This window comes from Streptomyces sp. NBC_01433, from assembly GCF_026340105.1.
Lineage (GTDB): Bacteria > Actinomycetota > Actinomycetes > Streptomycetales > Streptomycetaceae > Streptomyces.
The window spans coordinates 3,788,375-3,804,934 of record NZ_JAPEPM010000001.1; the positions used below are offsets into that span (position 1 = coordinate 3,788,375).

General features: G+C 69.9%; 13 protein-coding genes and 2 tRNA genes. 5 read left to right on the forward strand and 10 right to left on the reverse strand.

Annotation, left to right across the window (positions count from 1 at the left end; all coding sequences use genetic code 11):
• Window positions 1-39: 39 nt before the first annotated feature.
• The 3 genes from OG413_RS17145 to OG413_RS17155 all read right to left on the reverse strand — a co-directional run bounded on the left by OG413_RS17145 (window position 40) and on the right by OG413_RS17155 (window position 4,540).
• Window positions 40-1,977, reverse strand: coding sequence for a galactose oxidase-like domain-containing protein (locus OG413_RS17145; RefSeq protein WP_266806527.1), 1,938 nt, complete (start codon window positions 1,975-1,977; stop codon window positions 40-42).
• A complete protein-coding gene (locus tag OG413_RS17150) occupies window positions 1,974-3,899 on the reverse strand; it encodes a glycosyltransferase family 2 protein (protein ID WP_266806529.1) in 1,926 nt (641 codons plus the stop codon). The genes OG413_RS17145 and OG413_RS17150 overlap by 4 nt, the downstream gene beginning before the upstream one ends.
• A 567-nt stretch (window positions 3,900-4,466) precedes the next feature.
• Window positions 4,467-4,540: transfer RNA gene (locus tag OG413_RS17155), tRNA-Lys, on the reverse strand.
• Between the two features lie 185 nt (window positions 4,541-4,725).
• Between OG413_RS17155 and OG413_RS17160 the strand changes: the two genes are divergently transcribed.
• From OG413_RS17160 to OG413_RS17170, 3 genes are all read left to right on the forward strand, one after another.
• Window positions 4,726-6,018 carry a peptidoglycan-binding protein gene (locus OG413_RS17160; protein ID WP_266806531.1) on the forward strand — a complete coding sequence of 431 codons (1,293 nt, stop codon included), beginning with the start codon at window positions 4,726-4,728 and terminating at the stop codon, window positions 6,016-6,018.
• Between the two features lie 56 nt (window positions 6,019-6,074).
• Window positions 6,075-7,844: an SPFH domain-containing protein gene (locus tag OG413_RS17165; protein ID WP_266806533.1), complete on the forward strand. Its 1,770-nt coding sequence runs from the start codon at window positions 6,075-6,077 to the stop codon at window positions 7,842-7,844.
• A 167-nt stretch (window positions 7,845-8,011) separates the two neighbouring features.
• On the forward strand, window positions 8,012-8,602 hold the full coding sequence (locus OG413_RS17170; RefSeq protein WP_266806535.1) for a lytic polysaccharide monooxygenase: 591 nt from the start codon (window positions 8,012-8,014) through the stop codon (window positions 8,600-8,602).
• 136 nt (window positions 8,603-8,738) lie between these two features.
• Here the strand turns inward: OG413_RS17170 and OG413_RS17175 are convergent.
• The 7 genes from OG413_RS17175 to OG413_RS17205 all read right to left on the reverse strand — a co-directional run bounded on the left by OG413_RS17175 (window position 8,739) and on the right by OG413_RS17205 (window position 14,234).
• Window positions 8,739-8,812: transfer RNA gene (locus OG413_RS17175), tRNA-Lys, on the reverse strand.
• 127 nt (window positions 8,813-8,939) lie between these two features.
• Complete coding sequence (locus OG413_RS17180) at window positions 8,940-9,698, reverse strand: IclR family transcriptional regulator (protein WP_266806536.1); 759 nt, start codon at window positions 9,696-9,698, stop codon at window positions 8,940-8,942.
• Between the two features lie 167 nt (window positions 9,699-9,865).
• On the reverse strand, window positions 9,866-10,648 hold the full coding sequence (gene ehuA, locus OG413_RS17185; RefSeq protein WP_266810206.1) for an ectoine/hydroxyectoine ABC transporter ATP-binding protein EhuA: 783 nt from the start codon (window positions 10,646-10,648) through the stop codon (window positions 9,866-9,868).
• 82 nt (window positions 10,649-10,730) lie between these two features.
• Window positions 10,731-11,372, reverse strand: a complete 642-nt coding sequence (gene ehuD / locus OG413_RS17190) for an ectoine/hydroxyectoine ABC transporter permease subunit EhuD (protein ID WP_266806538.1) — start codon at window positions 11,370-11,372, stop codon at window positions 10,731-10,733.
• Window positions 11,369-12,100: an ectoine/hydroxyectoine ABC transporter permease subunit EhuC gene (gene ehuC, locus OG413_RS17195; protein ID WP_266806540.1), complete on the reverse strand. Its 732-nt coding sequence runs from the start codon at window positions 12,098-12,100 to the stop codon at window positions 11,369-11,371. Before ehuC ends, ehuD begins: the two co-directional genes overlap by 4 nt.
• Window positions 12,101-12,116: 16 nt before the next feature.
• Complete coding sequence (gene ehuB / locus OG413_RS17200) at window positions 12,117-13,019, reverse strand: ectoine/hydroxyectoine ABC transporter substrate-binding protein EhuB (RefSeq protein ID WP_266806542.1); 903 nt, start codon at window positions 13,017-13,019, stop codon at window positions 12,117-12,119.
• A gap of 240 nt (window positions 13,020-13,259) precedes the next feature.
• The gene (locus OG413_RS17205; RefSeq protein ID WP_266806544.1) at window positions 13,260-14,234 is read right to left on the reverse strand and encodes a D-2-hydroxyacid dehydrogenase; all 975 of its coding nucleotides are present in this window, start codon (window positions 14,232-14,234) and stop codon (window positions 13,260-13,262) included.
• Window positions 14,235-14,436: 202 nt separating this feature from the next.
• Here OG413_RS17205 and OG413_RS17210 point away from each other — a divergent pair, with 202 nt between their 5' ends.
• Together OG413_RS17210 and OG413_RS17215 are read left to right on the forward strand one after the other, a co-directional pair.
• On the forward strand, window positions 14,437-15,201 hold the full coding sequence (locus tag OG413_RS17210; protein WP_266806546.1) for a decarboxylase: 765 nt from the start codon (window positions 14,437-14,439) through the stop codon (window positions 15,199-15,201).
• A gap of 168 nt (window positions 15,202-15,369) precedes the next feature.
• The gene (locus OG413_RS17215; protein ID WP_266806547.1) at window positions 15,370-16,464 is read left to right on the forward strand and encodes an LLM class flavin-dependent oxidoreductase; all 1,095 of its coding nucleotides are present in this window, start codon (window positions 15,370-15,372) and stop codon (window positions 16,462-16,464) included.
• Window positions 16,465-16,560: the final 96 nt, after the last annotated feature.

A 16,560-nucleotide genomic window follows, 5' to 3' on the forward strand; every position in this document is an offset into this window, starting at 1 on the left:
GTAACTCAAGCCCGTAATCCAGGCCCGCAACTCGGGGGCTCAGTTCGGTACCTCCACCCACGTCCCCTCGGACGGGGTGCCCTTGTCGTCGGTGACGAACAGCATGTACCAGCCCGACGGCACGAGCGCCCGGTTCTTCGGCACCTTCACCGTGATCCCGTCCGCCGACTTCTCCAGGTCCAGCGCCACCGACCGCTGATCCGTGTCCGTGACATGGGTGACCGCGCTGGGCCTCATCAGCTTCGCCGAGGTGATCGAGGAGGCGTTCCGGGTGGTGAACAGCCCCTTGCCGCCGCGCTCGATGCTCGCAGGCCCCGCCGTCAGCTCCGGCCGCGAGTCGCGGTACAGGTAGGGCGGGGTGTAGATCTCGATGCGCTGCTCGAACGTGCCGGGACGGGTGTTGGCCTTGTCCGAGTAGAGCGAGTCCGAGCCGAAGATCATGACCCGGCCGTCCGGCAGCAGCACCGAGCCGGAGTGGTAGTTGCGCCCCACCGCCGGGTCCGCGACCCGCTCGTACGAGTCGGACTTCGCGTCGTACAGCCGGGCCTGGAGCACATCCGAACCGCCGCGCCCGCGATAGTCGTTGGAGCCGCCGGTGACCAGCAGGGAGTCGTCGGGCAGCAGGGAGGCGCTGGGGTAGCGGGTGCCCTCGGCCAGTGACGCGCCGTCGGTGAACTCCGGTTTCTTCTGCCCGAGGTCGACCAGCCGGGACTTCTCGCTGGACTTCTCGGACTCGCCCACCCCGCCGCCGCCGATCACCATGAACTTCTCGTCCTGGGCCGGGGGAAGCCGTACGGTCGCCGAGGTCTCCAGCTTGTCCGGGTCGCTGAGCCCGGGGATCTTCGCGAACTTGTTGGTCGCCAGGTCCCAGACGCCGGGAGCGCGGCCGACGTCCGCCGGACCGTATCCGGCGTTGGAGCCGGAGTAGAAGAGCTTGCCGTCGTTGAGGAGGAAGACCGCGGGGTAGGTGGGGAACTTCCGGACGATGCCGGTGTACTCCCACGTCTTCGTCTCCGGGTCGTAGACCTCGTCCTTGCCGGGCACGATCTGCCCGATCTCGTCCAGACCGGAGAGGGCGAGGACCTTGCCGTCCTTGAGCGTGGTCAGTGTCGGGTACCAGCGGGCCTCGTTCATCGGGTCGACGGTGATGTACTTCTCCGCGACCGGGTCGAACTCGAAGGCTTCCCTGATGCCCTGGAAGTCCTTCTTGTCCAGGGCGAGTTTCTGGGCGATCCCGTAGAGGTTGCGGGTGTCGGAGCCGGACAGGCCCGCGATCCGGTAGTTGTCCTCGGTGCCCGTCTCGTACTTCGTCCCGGACTTCTGGGCCTCGACGTAGATCCGGCCGAGGCCGGGGTCGTTGCGCAGGAAGGCGCCGGTGTTCTTGTCGAAGACCTTGGTGGCCTTCTCGATCAGCACCGGGTCCTTGGAGACGAACGTCTTGCCGTTGTCCTTGCCGGTGAACCGGGTGCCCGCGGGCAGGGTGACCGGCTTGTCCGGGTCCTCGTTGTGGACGATCATCAGGCCGCCGGCCTTGGTGACGTCGCCCTTGAGCTTCTCGTACCGCTTGGTGCCGCCGGCTATGAGGAGCTTTCCGTCCGGCAGTTGGGTGTGACCGGAACAGAACATGTCCTTGGGCGTGGGTATGTTCTTGAAGGCGTTGGTCTTCGGGTCCCACAGCACCGAGCGGAAGCTCTTCGCGTCGAAGTTCTTCTGGTTGTTCCCGGAGCCCGCGACGAGCAGCACCTTGCCGGTGTGCAGCAGGGCCGCGTGGATCGTGTTGATCCGGAACTCGGACGGGATGTCCAGGAAGTCCCAGTGACCGTTGGCCGCCTTGTACTCCGGCTTGTTGATCGCGTACTCGTGGTAGCGCTCGGTGCTGAAGCGGTACAGCCACGGCCCGTTCGCTCCCGCGAGCGCGAGAACCACCGCCGTACTGATCGCCATGCGGCGCGTACGGCGGCTCGGACGGTACTTCATTTCTTACGTCCCCCAAGGGCGATCTGCATGGTCTGGTCGTTGCCGGGGAAACCGGTCTGCGCCGGAACGGCCGGCTCCGGCCGCGGGGCCGTCGGCCCGCCGCCGCGGTGGGATCCGCTGCGGCGCTTCTTCTTCTCGGCGCGGACCGTGTACCGCCAGCCGAAGATCGGGGCCGCGGTGATCAGCAGCGCCAGGGACGCCCAGGTCAGCATCGCGGGATGGCTGTGGCCGAGGAAGAACGAGGCGGTGATGGACCCGGCGAAGACCAGGATGAAGAACAGGTGGATACGGAAGGTGCCGAAGAGGGTGTCCGGGCTGGACGAGTCACCCTTGGGCGTCACCACGAACGAGCTCTTGCGGCGCAGTACCGCGTCCATCAGGGAGCGGGCGTAGATCGGGGCGGAGAGCGCGGACATCACCATGCCGGCCAGTCCGCCGGAGCCCTCGGGCTCGTGCGGCGAGACGTTGTGGCGGCGGTTCCAGATGTACAGCCCGATCTGGAGCGCGGACGCGTTGCCGTACAGCATCATCCAGATCGTCGGGTCGATCTGCACACCGGAGGCGCCCATGCCCAGGAACAGCGCGCAACTCAGCGCCGCGAGAATCCAGTTCATGGCCGACATCGGATAGAAGATGATCATCATCGTGTAGTTGAAGAGCTTGCCCGCGGGCATGGTGCCGAAGCCTCTCCAGAACTGCTTGAGGATCGTCTCGTACGTCCCGCGCGACCAGCGCAGCTGCTGGGTGAAGAAGTCCGTCCACGCGGTCGGGCCCTCGCCGACGGCCAGCACGTCCGGGGTGTAGACCGAGCGCCACTTGCGGCCGGTGACCGGGTTGCGGTGGCGGTGGATCTCGAAGCCGGTGGCCATGTCCTCGGTGATCGAGTCGTACAGGCCGCCGATCTGCTTGAGGGCGGTGATCCGTACGGCGTTGCTCGTGCCGACGAACATCGGGGCGCCGTAGCGGTTGCCCGCGCGCTGGATCAGGGCGTGGAAGAGGAACTGCTGGGACTCGGCCGCCTTCGTGACGAACGTGTCGTAGTTCCCGTACACCTGCGGGCCGATGACGAAGCCGATGTCCGGGTCGCGGAAGTAGCCGAGCATCCGCTCCAGGTAGTTGGGCAGCGGTACGTGGTCGGTGTCGACGGAGGCGAAGAAGTCGTAGTCGCCGCCGTGCGCGTCGAGCCAGGCGTTGTAGTTGCCGTGCTTGGTCTTGGCGCGGTGCGGTCCCTTGGCCTGGTTCCAGTGCGCGACGCCCTTGCGGGAGAAGTGGTGCACACCGAGCCGGGCGCAGACCTCCTTGACCGCGGGGTCGTCGCCCTCGTCCAGCAGCCAGACGTGCATCAGCCCGCGGTGCCGGATGCGCACCGCCGCCTCCAGGGTCTTCGTCACCATCTCCAGGGGCTCCTTGCCCGGCACGAAGGAGGTGAGGAAGGCGACCCTGGTGCCGGACTCGGGCACGACCGGGACCGGGTCCCGGGCGACGAGCGTGGCGTGCGCGTTCGACAGGACGTTCAGCGTGCGGAAGAGCTCGATCAGACCGATCGAGACCAGCATGACGATGTCGAGGACCAGCAGGGTGTCGTTCTTGAGGTTCGGGTCGCGGTCGGTCCAGTGCCCCGGCTGCATCAGCCAGGCGAAGAGGCCGAGCGAGACGAGCGGAGCCGCGCCCAGCAGCAGGGCCGCCCGGAAACGGTGCGGCTCCTGGGAGAGCAGTGATCGGTACCGCACGGTGTACGGCTTGGCCGGATCGGGCTGGGTCAGTGGCCCGGCGAGCCGGCTGTAGTGCTCGTAGTCGTAACGCGGCAGCGGCTTCTTCGCGCGTCGCCGCTGCCCCCCGGCCCGCAGCTGCGGCGGTATCCGTAGCTGCGTGGTCCGGGAAGGGTCGTTGTCCTGTCGGTCGCCCGGCGGCGTCGACGTCATGGGTCATTCCCCCCGCACGCATGCTGGTGCGTGATTGGTCGGTCACTTGGTGCACGGCGGGCGCCCCCTGTTCACCGCGCACACACATCTGGTGGGCCGCCGTTTCTCCATGGACATGGAAACGCGGCCTTCCGGTTGCATGATGCCCTCTCGGCATCCGTACCCGAGCGGGACCCCCACCCCGCGGCGCACGCAACCGGAATGTCACGCTCTGCTGTCCCAACTGCATGGAACGGCAGCTCCCTTGAAGCGCTGCGGATACCCCTCTCGCGGCTCCCCCCGAAGCCGACGGCACCCAGACAGGGTGGCCGACCTGGGGCACGATCGCAAGGGTGAAACAAGCTGTTTGTCGTTCATATGCGCGATTTGGGTAGTCCTTGTGGAGGGGGTGTGTGGAGGCGCTCATGAGCGCACTGCGACCGTCCGGTTACTGCCCGGTGACGGTTCGAATCCTGTGAAGGGGGTGTGTGTGCGCCGGACGCGCGCCGCGCCCCGGGTCGGCCGGTCGCGAGTGGCCCGAAACGGCCGAAGCCCCCTCACGCTCGGTGAGGGGGCTTCGACTGTGCGTGCGCCGTCAGGGACTCGAACCCCGGACCCGCTGATTAAGAGTCAGCTGCTCTAACCAACTGAGCTAACGGCGCCTGCTGACCTGGAGAACTCTACCCGACCCCGACGCGTGCTCCGGACCATTTCCCGGCCGCCACGCCCTGTCGGATGGTCGTTTTTTCTCATTGGTCCGTCAAAATGCGATATGTCAGGAGAGTTGAGACACTGACGCCCGTTGCACATGCGCCCAAAGATCTTGACGAGTGCGGAGGGGAATCGCATGACTGTGCCGGTCTTCGAGGAGTACGAACCCACCATCGACTGCATCTGTGCGGGGTGTGCCCTGCAGCGGCGCACCGCCGCCAGGGCCCTGCCGGTGCGGCACGGCGGCCACCCGGCCGCGCACGGCGCGCGCCGTGCGCTGGTCCTGGTCACGGCCGCCGGTGTGTGCCTGTCCAGCGGGGCCGTCGAGGCGGCGGTCGCGGCCGAGCACGCCGCCGGAGCCGCCCGGACGGACGAGAAGGCCGATCCCGAACCGGCCACCCCGCAGGGCGAGACGGGACCACTGAACGGTTCCGGGGCATCCGGTCCACCGTCCTCGACGTCGGGCCTGCGCAAGACCACCCGGGCCGACATCATCAACCGGGCCAAGAAGTGGGTGTCCGCGAAGGTCCCGTACAGCATGGGGAAGTACTGGTCGGACGGGTACCGCCAGGACTGCTCCGGCTTCGTGTCGATGGCCTGGAACCTCGGCGGCAACGAATGGACCGGCAGTCTCGCGGCCTACGGGACACGGATCTCCCGCTCGGAGCTCCAGCCCGGCGACATGCTGCTCTTCCACAACCCGGCCGACCCGAGCAAGGGCTCCCACGTCACGATCTTCGGTGGCTGGACCGACCACACCCACAGCCACTACATCGCCTACGAGCAGGCGCGCCCGAGCACGCGCAAGCAGTCGACCCCCATGGCGTACTGGAACAACTCATCCAAGTACGTGGCCTACCGGTACAAGGGGATCACCGGTGGGACGAGCGGCAGCGGATCGTCCACGAGCTTCCCCGGCGCCGGGAAATTCGGCCCCGGCGCCAGCAACAAGTACGTCACCCAGCTCGGGAAGATGCTGGTCGGGCGGGGTGGGAAGCGCTTCTACAAGGCGGGTCCGGGGCCCGGCTGGGGCGACGCGGACAAGCGGGCGACCCAGGCGTTCCAGAAGGCCCAGGGCTGGAAGGGCAAGGAGGCGGACGGCCTCCCCGGCGCACACACCTGGCGCCTCCTGGTGAACGGCACCGGGCGCGACATCCCCGCCGCGGGCGCGGGCGGCAGCGCGAATACGGCCGCCCCGTTTCCCGGGCGCGGCTATTTCAAGCCGGGTCAGTCCAGCAGCCATGTCGACCGGCTCGGCAAACAGTTGGTGAAGAAGGGCTACGGCAAGCACTACGTGTCGGGACCGGGATCGCGCTGGGGCGAGGCGGACCGCCGCAACGTCGAGGCGTTCCAGCGGGCCCAGGGCTGGCGCGGCGGCGCGGCCGACGGATACCCCGGGCCGGAGACCTGGCGCCGGCTCTTCGCGTGACGGATCCCTCCGCGTGACGGATCGGACATGACGGAACGGACATGACGGAGGCGGGAATGCGACCCACGGTGTCGGACAGCTCCGGGCCCCCGGAGAACGGAAAGGAACGGGAACCGGTGAACGCAGACGAGAACCACCCGCGGCCAGCCCGCCCCTCCGGGCAGCCGGAACGGTCCGGGCCGCCCCGGTCCGCGCCGCGTCCGGGGACGGCCTCCTGGGGGGCGGCGGCCCCATGGCCCGCCGAGGGGCAGGCGTCCCCCACGGCCCCCGCCCGCGCCGACGGCTCTGACGGCTCTGACGGCTCCGACCGCGACGCCACCCGCGCCACCCGCTCCGACGGCTCCGACCGCGACGACGGCTCCGACCCGGGCCTGGACCTCGTGCTGAACCTCGCCCCCGGAGCGTCCGTCGCCGCCGGAGGTGCCGTCGTCCACGGAGGCACCGTCGTGCCCGGGGCGGCGATGGCGCCCGGGGAAGCCATGGCGCTCGGGAAGAGCGTGGCGCCCGGAAAGGCCGTCGCGTCCGGCCTCGGGGCCGTGTCGGCCACGGTCTCCGTACCGGTACGGGGTGCTGACGGACCGTTCGGCCTCGGCGGCGGGGAGTCGGACACCGGGATCACTCCCGTGCCCCTGCCCGCCGCCCCCGGCGGCGACTCCCGCCGGGAGACCGGCAGACGGCACTCGGTCATCGCCAACGAGACCACCGCCTCCATCCCCGTACACCTGCTCTTCCGCGACGACCGGGAGCACGCCGACGCCGCCACGCTCCCGGTGGCAGTGGCCGGGCGCCCGTCCCGCCCGGAGCGGACCCCCGGTGTGCGGCGTCCGCCCGAGCCGCGTGCACCGCGGGCCCCGGCGCACGCGCGGGCCCAGGTGCAGGCGCGGGCCCAGGTGCAGGCGCCGACCCGGCCCTCCCCGCTCGGCGACCCCCGGCTCGCCGAGCGCCCCGGTCCGGTGCTGCCCGGCTGGGCCGCGCTGCTCACCGGGGCCGCCGGGCTCGCCGCGGGCCTTGCCACCCTGTGGTGGGTGGGAGCGCTGCCCGCCGCCGCGCTCGCCCGGCTCGGCCTCGGCTCCCGTCCGTACCACGGGATCGGCATCGGAGCCTGGGCGGTGCTCGCCCTCCTGGTGACCGTCGTGCTCTTCGCGCTCGGCGGTCTCGGCCGCGGTCGCGTCGGGTACGCCTGGGTACTGACCCTCTTCGGCGACTACCGGGGGAGCGTCCGGCGCACCGGCCTGCTCTGGGTCTCCCCGCTGCTGCTGCGCCGCCGCGTCGACGTACGGCTGCGGCACTGGCGCAGCGAGTCGCTGCGCGCCGTGGACGCGAACGGTACGGCGCTGCGCGTCGTCGTCCTGGTCGTCTGGCGGATCAAGGACACCGTGCGGGCCGCCCTCGGGGTCGCGGACCACGAGGTGTATCTGCGCGAGCAGGTCGAGGCCGCCATGGCCCGGGTCCTCTCGCAGCTGCCGGCCGACGCGTTCCAGGAGGACGCCCCGACCCTGCGCGACGCGGAGGCGGTGGGCGACGCGCTGACCCGGATGCTGAAGGCGGACTGCGAGCCCGTGGGCATCGAGGTCTACTCCGCGCAGCCGACCGGGATCGAGTACGCCCCCGAGGTCGCGGCGGCGATGCAGCGGCGCCGGGTGGCCGCGATCGACGCGAAGCACCGCGACAGTGTGCTGACCTCGGTCGTGGACGCGGTCGACGACACGGTCAACCGGCTGACCTCACGGGGCATCGTGGAGCTCGACGACTACGAACGGAAGGCGCTGGTCAAGGATCTGACGGTGGCTTTCTACACCGGCCGAGGCGGTGGGGACGGGGCCTGAGGGGCTCGGGACACCGTCGGGACGGCGATTCGGAATCCGACGCTCATTGGTCTGGACATGTTCACGTCGCGTCAATAATCTAGGACTTGGTCTAGACCGCACGACACGCGCGCAGCAGTCGAGCAGTGCTCATGGAACCTCCCCCACGTTCTTGAGGAGCGACAGCAATGCGGAAAAGGGCAAGCGCGGCCGTGGTCGGCCTGGCGATCGCGGGTGCTTCGGTGCTCGCTACCAGCAGCGCCAGCAGCCATGGCTACACGGATTCCCCCATCAGCCGTCAGAAGCTCTGTGCCAATGGCACGGTCACCGGCTGCGGCAACATCCAGTGGGAGCCGCAGAGTGTCGAGGGGCCCAAGGGCTTCCCGGCGTCGGGTCCCGCTGACGGCAAGATCTGTTCGGGTGGCAACGGCCCCTTCTCCCAGCTGGACGACCCGCGTGGTGGCAACTGGCCCGCCACCCAGGTCACCGGCGGGCAGGGTTACAGCTTCCGCTGGCAGTTCACCGCCCGTCACTCGACGAGCGACTTCCGTTACTACATCACCAAGAACGGCTGGGACTCCACGAAGCCCCTCACCCGGGCCGCCCTGGAATCGCAGCCGTTCATGACCGTGCCGTACGGGAACCAGCAGCCTCCGGCGACGCTGACCCACCAGGGCACGATCCCCACCCAGAAGACCGGCAAGCACATCATCCTCGCCGTCTGGAACGTCGCGGACACCACCAACGCGTTCTACTCCTGCTCGGACGTCAAGTTCTGACGCCTGACCGGTTACTGTGCGGGGCCGTGAGGGGTGCCTACGCTGCCGCGCGGGCGGTACTCCTGACGGACCTGCCGACCACGAAAAACACACTGGGTGCTCCCCGTGATACGGAGAGCACCCAGTGTGGTGTCTGTGCGCCGTCAGGGACTCGAACCCCGGACCCGCTGATTAAGAGTCAGCTGCTCTAACCAACTGAGCTAACGGCGCCTGCTGACTCGAAAATAATACCCGCTCTCCAGGGGTGCTGATGACACGCACCCGCCGGCCCCGCGGAGCCGGCGTCGACGGGGCCGTACGCCACCGGGCGTCTCCCGTCCTGCCGCGGCGAGGTCGCCTACAGCGCCATCGACAGCAGTACCGGTGCCGCCCGCCGGTTCAGCGTCTCCGCCGCCGACCGCAGCCGGTGGGCGTCCTCGACCGGCAGGGACAGTGCCAGACAGCCCGCCGACGACCCGGCCGTCAGCGGCACCGCCGCGCAGACCGTGCCCACCGCGTACTCCTGGAGGTCCAGCACCGGGACCGTCGCCGGCTGGGCGTCCAGCTTGGAGAAGAGGACCTTCTCGCTGGTGATCGTCCGCGAGGTCAGCCGGGGCGTCCGGTGCCGGGAGATGTGATCGCGGCGGCCGTTCTGGTCGAGCTGGGCCAGCAGGCATTTGCCGACCGCGCTGGCGTGCGCCGAGGAGCGGAAGTCCACCCACTCGTTGACCGCGGGCGTCAGGGGACCGTCGGCCACCTGGGTGACCCGGATCTCCCCGTCGACGTACCTGCTGAAGTAGACCGCCGCGCCGACCGAGTCGCGCAGCTGCATCAGGGTCTCCTGGAGCTTGGTCTCCAGTGCCTGGCGGCGGGCCGCCCCGGAGCCGAGCAGCAGCAGTGCGGCGCCGACGACATAGGCGCCGTCCGCGATCTGCTCGACGTACCCCTCGCGGCGCAGCGTCAGGAGCAGCGAGGCGAGGTGCCCGGCGGACAGCGCCGTCTCGCGGGCGATCTGGGCGTCGGTCACACCGTCGCCGTGCTTGGAGACCGTTTCGAGCACACGCAGGGCGTACTGCACCGAGTGGAACGGTGCGGTCGGCTCGGGCTTCAACGCCACGGTTTCCCCCTACCAGGTTGTGACCGCAAGCTTTCGCCCCACGATAGCGGCCAAGAAGCCCTTGATGGGCGGCCGTTGACGAGTTCCCGGGTGCGCCCCGGCGCTGTCAGCTGGGGCGCACCCGTCCGGCATATGCCAGAGTCATGATCTGTGCCTCAATGGCGAGGTCACAGCACCGCGTTGAGGAACTCGCGCGTACGTTCGTGCTCCGGAGCGGTGAAGATTTTTTCCGGTGAACCGGCCTCCACCACCCGGCCGGCGTCGAACATCAGCACCTTCTTTGAGACATCCCGGGCGAAATTCATCTCGTGGGTCACACAGACCATGGTGATGTCGGTGTTCCTGGCGATGTCGCCCAGCAGCTCCAGCACCCCGGCCACCAGCTCCGGGTCGAGCGCCGAGGTCACCTCGTCGAGCAGCAGGATCTCCGGCTCCATCGCCAGCGCCCGCGCGATGGCCACCCGCTGCTGCTGCCCGCCGGAGAGCTGGGAGGGGTGCGCGTCGGTCTTCCCGGACAGTCCGACCAGGTCGAGCAGCTCGCGGGCGCGGGCCTCCGCCTCGTCGCGGTCCTTGCCCAGCACGCTGATGGGCGCCTCGGTGATGTTCTGGAGCACCTTCATGTTCGGGAAGAGGTTGAACTGCTGGAAGACCATCCCGATCTTCCTGCGGGACTCGCGCAGCTGCTTCTCACCGGCCGGCCGCAGCGAACCGTCCGGGGCGCGGACGTGCGACAGCGGGGAGCCGTCCACCCAGATCACCCCGTCGCTGACCTTCTCCAGCGTCATCAGCAGCCGCAGGATCGTCGTCTTGCCGGAGCCGCTGGGTCCGATCAGGGTGACGTGCTCGCCGCGCTCCACGGTGAAGTCCAGCCGGTCCAGGACCACATGGTCGCCGTACCGCTTCACGACGTTGTCGAAGCGGACCAGCGGATGCGCGGGGCCCGCGATCACCGGTGCGGTGACCTCGGGGACCGTGGCCGCGGTCTTCTGTACGGGGAGAGGGGCCAGGGGGAGCGGTTCGGTGGGGAGAGGTTCAGTGGCCAAGGCGCTTCTCCAGCTTTCTCATCAACAGCGACGTGGGGTAGCTCGCGACCAGGAAGACCAGGCCCGCGAGCGTGAACGCCTCGGTGTACGCGAAGTGGTCGGCCCCGTACTTACGGGCCTCGAAGACCATTTCCTGCACCATGATCACGGCGAGGAACGGGGTCTCCTTGAACATCGAGATCGCGTAGTTGCCGAGGGCCGGCAGCACATTGCGCACCGCCTGCGGCAGGACCACGGCCTGCCAGGTCCGCCGCGGCGACAGCGACAGCGCCCGGCAGGCCTCCCACTGGCCCTTGGGTACGCCGTCGATCCCGGCCCGGTACACCTCGGAGGTGTACGCGGCGTAGTGGACGCCCAGCACCACGATCCCGATGGTCAGCGGCTCCACCGAGGTGAACAGGGCCGCGGCGCCCACCAGTTGGACGAGCAGCGGGGTGGAGCGGACGAACTCCATGACGATCCGTACCGGGACCGTCACGAGCTTGCTCGGGGCCCGTCCGGCCACCGCGACGGCCAGTCCCAGGACCGCCGCGACGAGTGTGCCGAGCACGGTCGCGAGCAGGGTGACCTGGAAACCTTCGAGCACCAGGGGGAGGACGTCCATGGCGGCGTTCCAGTCGAAGCCGTTCACCGGGCACCTCCGACGGCGGTGGTGGTCGCGCTGCGGCTCTTGAGCAGGCTGTCCGCGTCCGTCAGGAGCCCGAGCCGCCGCTTGGCGGTCCGCTCCAGCAGGTTCATCAGCAGGGTCAGCGCATAGGCCAGGACGAAGTAGGCGGCGAGCAGGGTCAGATACGCGGTGAGGGTCTCACCGGTGCGGTCGCGCAGCTGCTGGATCACGGTCATCAGGTCGGCCGCGGAGATCAGCCACAGCAGCGGGGTGCACTTCAGCAGCTGGATCAGCAGATTGGTGAAGGACGGGATCATCTGCACCCACGCCTGCGGCAGAATCACCTTCCGCATCCGCCGGGCCGGGCTGAGGTTGAGCGCGAGGGCCGCCTCGTACTGCCCGCGCGGTACGGAGTTGATGGCGCCGCGCACGATCTCGGAGCCGTAGGCCCCGTAGTTCAGGCCGAAGGCGACGACCCCGCAGAGCAGCGGTGTCAGCTCGTATCCGGTCAGTGGCGGCATCGCGTAGTAGAGCCAGAACAGCTGGATGTAGAGGGAGGTGCCGCGGAAGAACTCCACGACGACGCGGGAGGTGCCGCGTACCAGGAGGAGCCGGCTGCCCGCCATCAGACCGAGCAGGAAGGACAGGGCGAGAGCCAGCAAGGAGCCCAGCACGGTGGCCTGGAGGGTCACCCACAGACCCGCGCGGACCTGCGGGAACTCATCGACGAGAGTGGAGAAGAAGTCACTCATGCAGTGGTCCGCCCCGTCAGCCCTTGCACAGATCCGCGGTCTTCAACGTGGCCGGAGGGATCTCGGTCGCCCCGAATCCGTACTCCTGGAGCAGGCTCACATAGCGGGACTTGTCCGCGACGATCTTCTTCAGCTCACGGTTGAAGGCGTCCCGCAGATCCTCGTTGCCCTGACGGAACACCGCGCCGCCCGGTGAGAACTGCCGCTTGCCGTCCAGCTCCGGGACGAACGCCTCGGTGACCTCGGTGGCGGGGTTGGTCTTCGCCAGCCAGCGCAGGGAGATGCCGGTCAGCAGGAAGGCGTCGATCCGGCCGCCCTTGACGGCGTCGGCCCCGTCCTGCGGCTTCTGGACCGACTTGATCCTGCCCTCGGCGATGCCCGCGCCCTTGGCGTACGAGCCCTCGACCGCGCCCGACATCACCCCGACGGTGATCCCGGCGGCCTTCGCGGAGGCCAGGTCGGTGATCTTCTTCGGATTGCCCTTCCTGACCATCAGCGCGGTCGGGGAGATGAACTCCGGCTCGGAGAAGAGGGCGTTCGCGCAGCGCTCCGGGGTGATGGCCATGCCCGCGCTGACCACGTCGTACTTCCCCGCCTGGAGTCCGGGTATCAGGCCGTCCCACTCGGAGAGGGTCGGCTTCAGCTCGTCGACGCCGAGCGCCTTGAAGATCTCCCGGTGCAGGGTGGGCGCCTCGCCCTTGAGCTCCTTGCCCTCCAGATAGCCGTACGGCGCCTCATTGGCGTACGCGACCCGGACGAAACCCTGCTTGCGGAGCTTGTCGAGCGCACCCTTGCCGTCCGTGGCCCCGGCGTCGGTCTTGCTGCACGCGGCCAGCAGGCCGGGCACGACGAGCAGTCCGCCCACGGCCGCCGATCGGTGGAGAAAGCCCCGGCGGGAAAGGTTCGGGAAGTCAGCCATGGTTCGCAATCTCCTGGAGCGGTCGGACAGTCCGGACAGGGTGAGCGCCTGCCCGATCCCGTACGTCTATGCAGGGAGAAGTCGCATGTAACCGAAAAGTGGCCGGAGGGTGACCTTCCCGTGCCCTGTTGGGGGCGGAGGGCGACGAGGGGTGTGCGGGGCGTATCCCCTGGAGGGGCAGGGTTCATGACTGACTGTCATGGAGCGGCCGGTCGGTGACGGTCGGCCGGTCCGTCCGGTTCACCCGGTGACGTCGCCCTCGTTCAGGTCGGGGGAGGGGACGTAACCGCGCTTCTTGTCCACCACGTTCGGCAGCGGCTGCCCGTCCGCCCACAGCTCGTACATCCGCACGAACTGCTCACCCAGCCGGTCCCGCCAGCCGACCGTGTCCCCGCTCATGTGCGGGGAGATCAGCAACTCCGGTACGTCCCACAGCGGACTGTCCGGCCCCAGCGGCTCCTCCTGGAACACATCCAGCGCCGCACCCGCGATCCACCGCTTGCGCAGCGCGTCCGTCAGCTCGCCCTCGACGACCATCGGACCGCGACCCACGTTGATGAACCGAGCCGACGGCTGCATCAGCCCGAAGAAGCGCGCGCCGAACATCCCGCGCGTCGACTCCGTCAGCGGTGCCGCGCAGATCACCCAGTCCGCACGGGCGGCCAGCCGGTCCAGGTCCTCCAGGCCGTGGATCGTGCGCCGCGCCGTACGCCCCACCAGCGCGACCCGCACACCGAGACCGTGCAGCAGCTTCGTGATCTCCCGCCCGATCGGCCCGGCGCCCACCACGACCGCCCGCGATCCGGCGATCCGCTGCCCCTCCCGGTGGTGCCAGCGCCGCCGCCGCTGGAGATCCAGCGTGCCGGGGAGGTCCTTGGCGAAGGCGAGCACCAGCCCCGCCACGTACTCGGCGATCGGCCGCTCGAAGATGCCCCGTGCATTGGTGACCACGGTGTCGGACGCGGACAGTTCCGGGCACAGCAGCCGGTCCACGCCCGCGCTCGCCGTATGCACCCAGCGGGGCCGCGGCCCCTCGCCCGGCCAGGCGGCCCGGACGGCGTCGGAGGTGAAGTCCCAGACCAGCAGCACGTCGGCGAGGGGGAGCTGCGCGGCCAGGCTCCGCTCGTTCGCGTACCGGACGCCGACCCGGCCGGTCAGCCGGCCGAGGCGCGGGGACGGGGCGGAGTCGAGAACGAGAAGCACGGGCTCTGGCATCAGTGGGCAGCCGCTTCGCAACGTCTGAGATGTGCGGATTGACCACGCTCGCATCCGAACCTGCCGCCGTCAACAGGGCCTATCGGGTTCGCGCTGGTCAGACCCGGTACGGCAGCCTCGATCCCGTACCGGGGGAATACTGGGAAGAGGCCGGGGCACCCGTGACCGGTCGCGCGTTCCGGGACGAAAAGGAAGGGTGGACATGACGACCGTAGGACTTCTCTACCCGGGCCACTTTGCCGAGGACGACTTCCCGCGCATCGAGATCATGCTCGACAGCGACATCAGACTGCCGCTGTTCCACACCGACACCGGCGAGGACACCCGGCGTGTCGACCGCCTGCGGGACATGGGCGCACCGGACCGGCTCGACGCCGGGGTGGAGGAGCTGCGCCTGGCGGGTGCCGAAGCGCTCGTCTGGGCCTGCACCGGCGGAAGCTTCGTGTACGGCTGGGAGGGCGCCCACGAACAGACCGCCACCCTCGCCCGCGCCGCGGGTCTGCCCGCCTCCAGCACCTCCTTCGGCTTCGTCCACGCGGTACGGGAGCTGGGCGCCGGGCGGGTCGCGGTGGCCGCGACCTACCCCGAGGACATCGCCGCCCTCTTCACCGGCTTCCTGAAGGCCGGGGGCGTCGAGGTGGTCGGCGGCCGGGGCGGCGGCATCCCGGCCGCCGACGGGCCGGGCGGCGAGGACGCGGAGCTGGTGAAGCGGCTGGCCGTGGCCGGGGACCACCCGGACGCGGAGGTGGTGCTGTTCCCGGACACGGCCCTGCACACCGCCGCGTACATTCCCGAGCTGGAGGAACTCCTCGGCAAACCGGTCCTCACGGCGAGCCAGGTGACGGTCTGGGAAGGGCTGCGGCTGGCGGACCGCCGGGCCTGGTCCCCGGCGCTCGGCACGCTCTTCGCCACCCGCGTACCCCCGCCGGGGACGTGGGACCAGAGGGGGATCGAGGTCCGGGAGTAGGACGCCGTTCCCCGGCCGGACCCGTTCCCCGGCCCTGTCCCCAGGTCCCGTCCCCAGGTCCGGGCGCCGGGCCGAGGGGTGGCAGCGCGGTCCCCGAGGAATAAGCGGAGCCATCCTCCTGTTGCATTCTTCCGCATACACATCAGCACCACCGGGAGAGGCCGACACGTGGACGAGATCCGAGGCGACGAGATTCGCGGCACCGCAGGCGGAACGGCCTCCGTGCCCCTGTCCGTGCTCGACCTGGTGACCGTGGGGCAGGGCCGCACCGCGACCCAGGCCCTGCGCACCAGCGTGGAGATCGCCAAGCTGACCGAGCGCCGCGGCTTCCACCGCTTCTGGGTCGCCGAGCACCACTCCATGCCGGGCGTCGCCTCGTCGTCCCCGGCCGTGATCCTGGCGCACCTCGCCGCCCACACCGAGCGCATCCGGCTCGGCTCCGGCGGCGTGATGCTGCCCAACCACGCCCCGCTCGTCATCGCCGAACAGTTCGGCACGCTGGAGGCCATGGCCCCCGGCCGCGTCGACCTGGGCCTGGGCCGCGCCCCCGGCACGGACGGCGCGACCGCCGCCGCGCTGCGCCGCACCGAGCGGCTCGGCGAGGGCGCCGACGATTTCCCGCAGCAGCTGGCCGAGCTGATCAGGTTCCTCGACGACGACTTCCCCGACGGCCATCCGTACGCCCGGATCCACGCCGTGCCCGGCCCGGTCCAGGCCACCGCCCCCGGCGGGGTGCAGTCCGCCGCCCGCCCGCCCGTGTGGCTGCTGGGCTCCTCCGGCTTCAGCGCCCGGCTGGCCGGGGTCCTCGGGCTGCCGTTCGCCTTCGCCCACCACTTCTCGGCCCAGAACACCGTGCCCGCCCTGGACCTCTACCGGGAGTCCTTCAAGCCGTCCGCCGTGCTCGACGCCCCGTACGCCCTCATCGGTGTCTCGGCGCTGGCCGCCGACGACGAGCGCGAGGCCCGCCGCCAGGTGCTCACCGGCGCCCTGTCGATGGTGCGGCTGCGCACCGGCCGGCCGGGCCTCATCCCGAGCCCTGAGGAGGCGGAGGCGTACTCCTTCAGCTCAATGGAGCGGGAGTTCGTCGACAGCTGGCTCTCCAACGTCATCCACGGCACCGCGGACGAGGTCCGCACCGGCCTGGACGACCTGGCCAAGCGCACCGGCGCCGACGAGCTGATGATCACCGCCAACGCCCACGGCGGAGACGCCCGGCTGCGCAGCTACGACCTGATCGCGGACGCGTACGGGCTGCCCGCCTGATCCGGGGCACAGCCGCAGTCACAGACACGTACGCAGCCACAGACACGTACGCAGACGCGGATACGTACGCGACCGGGACGGTCCGGTCGCGTACGG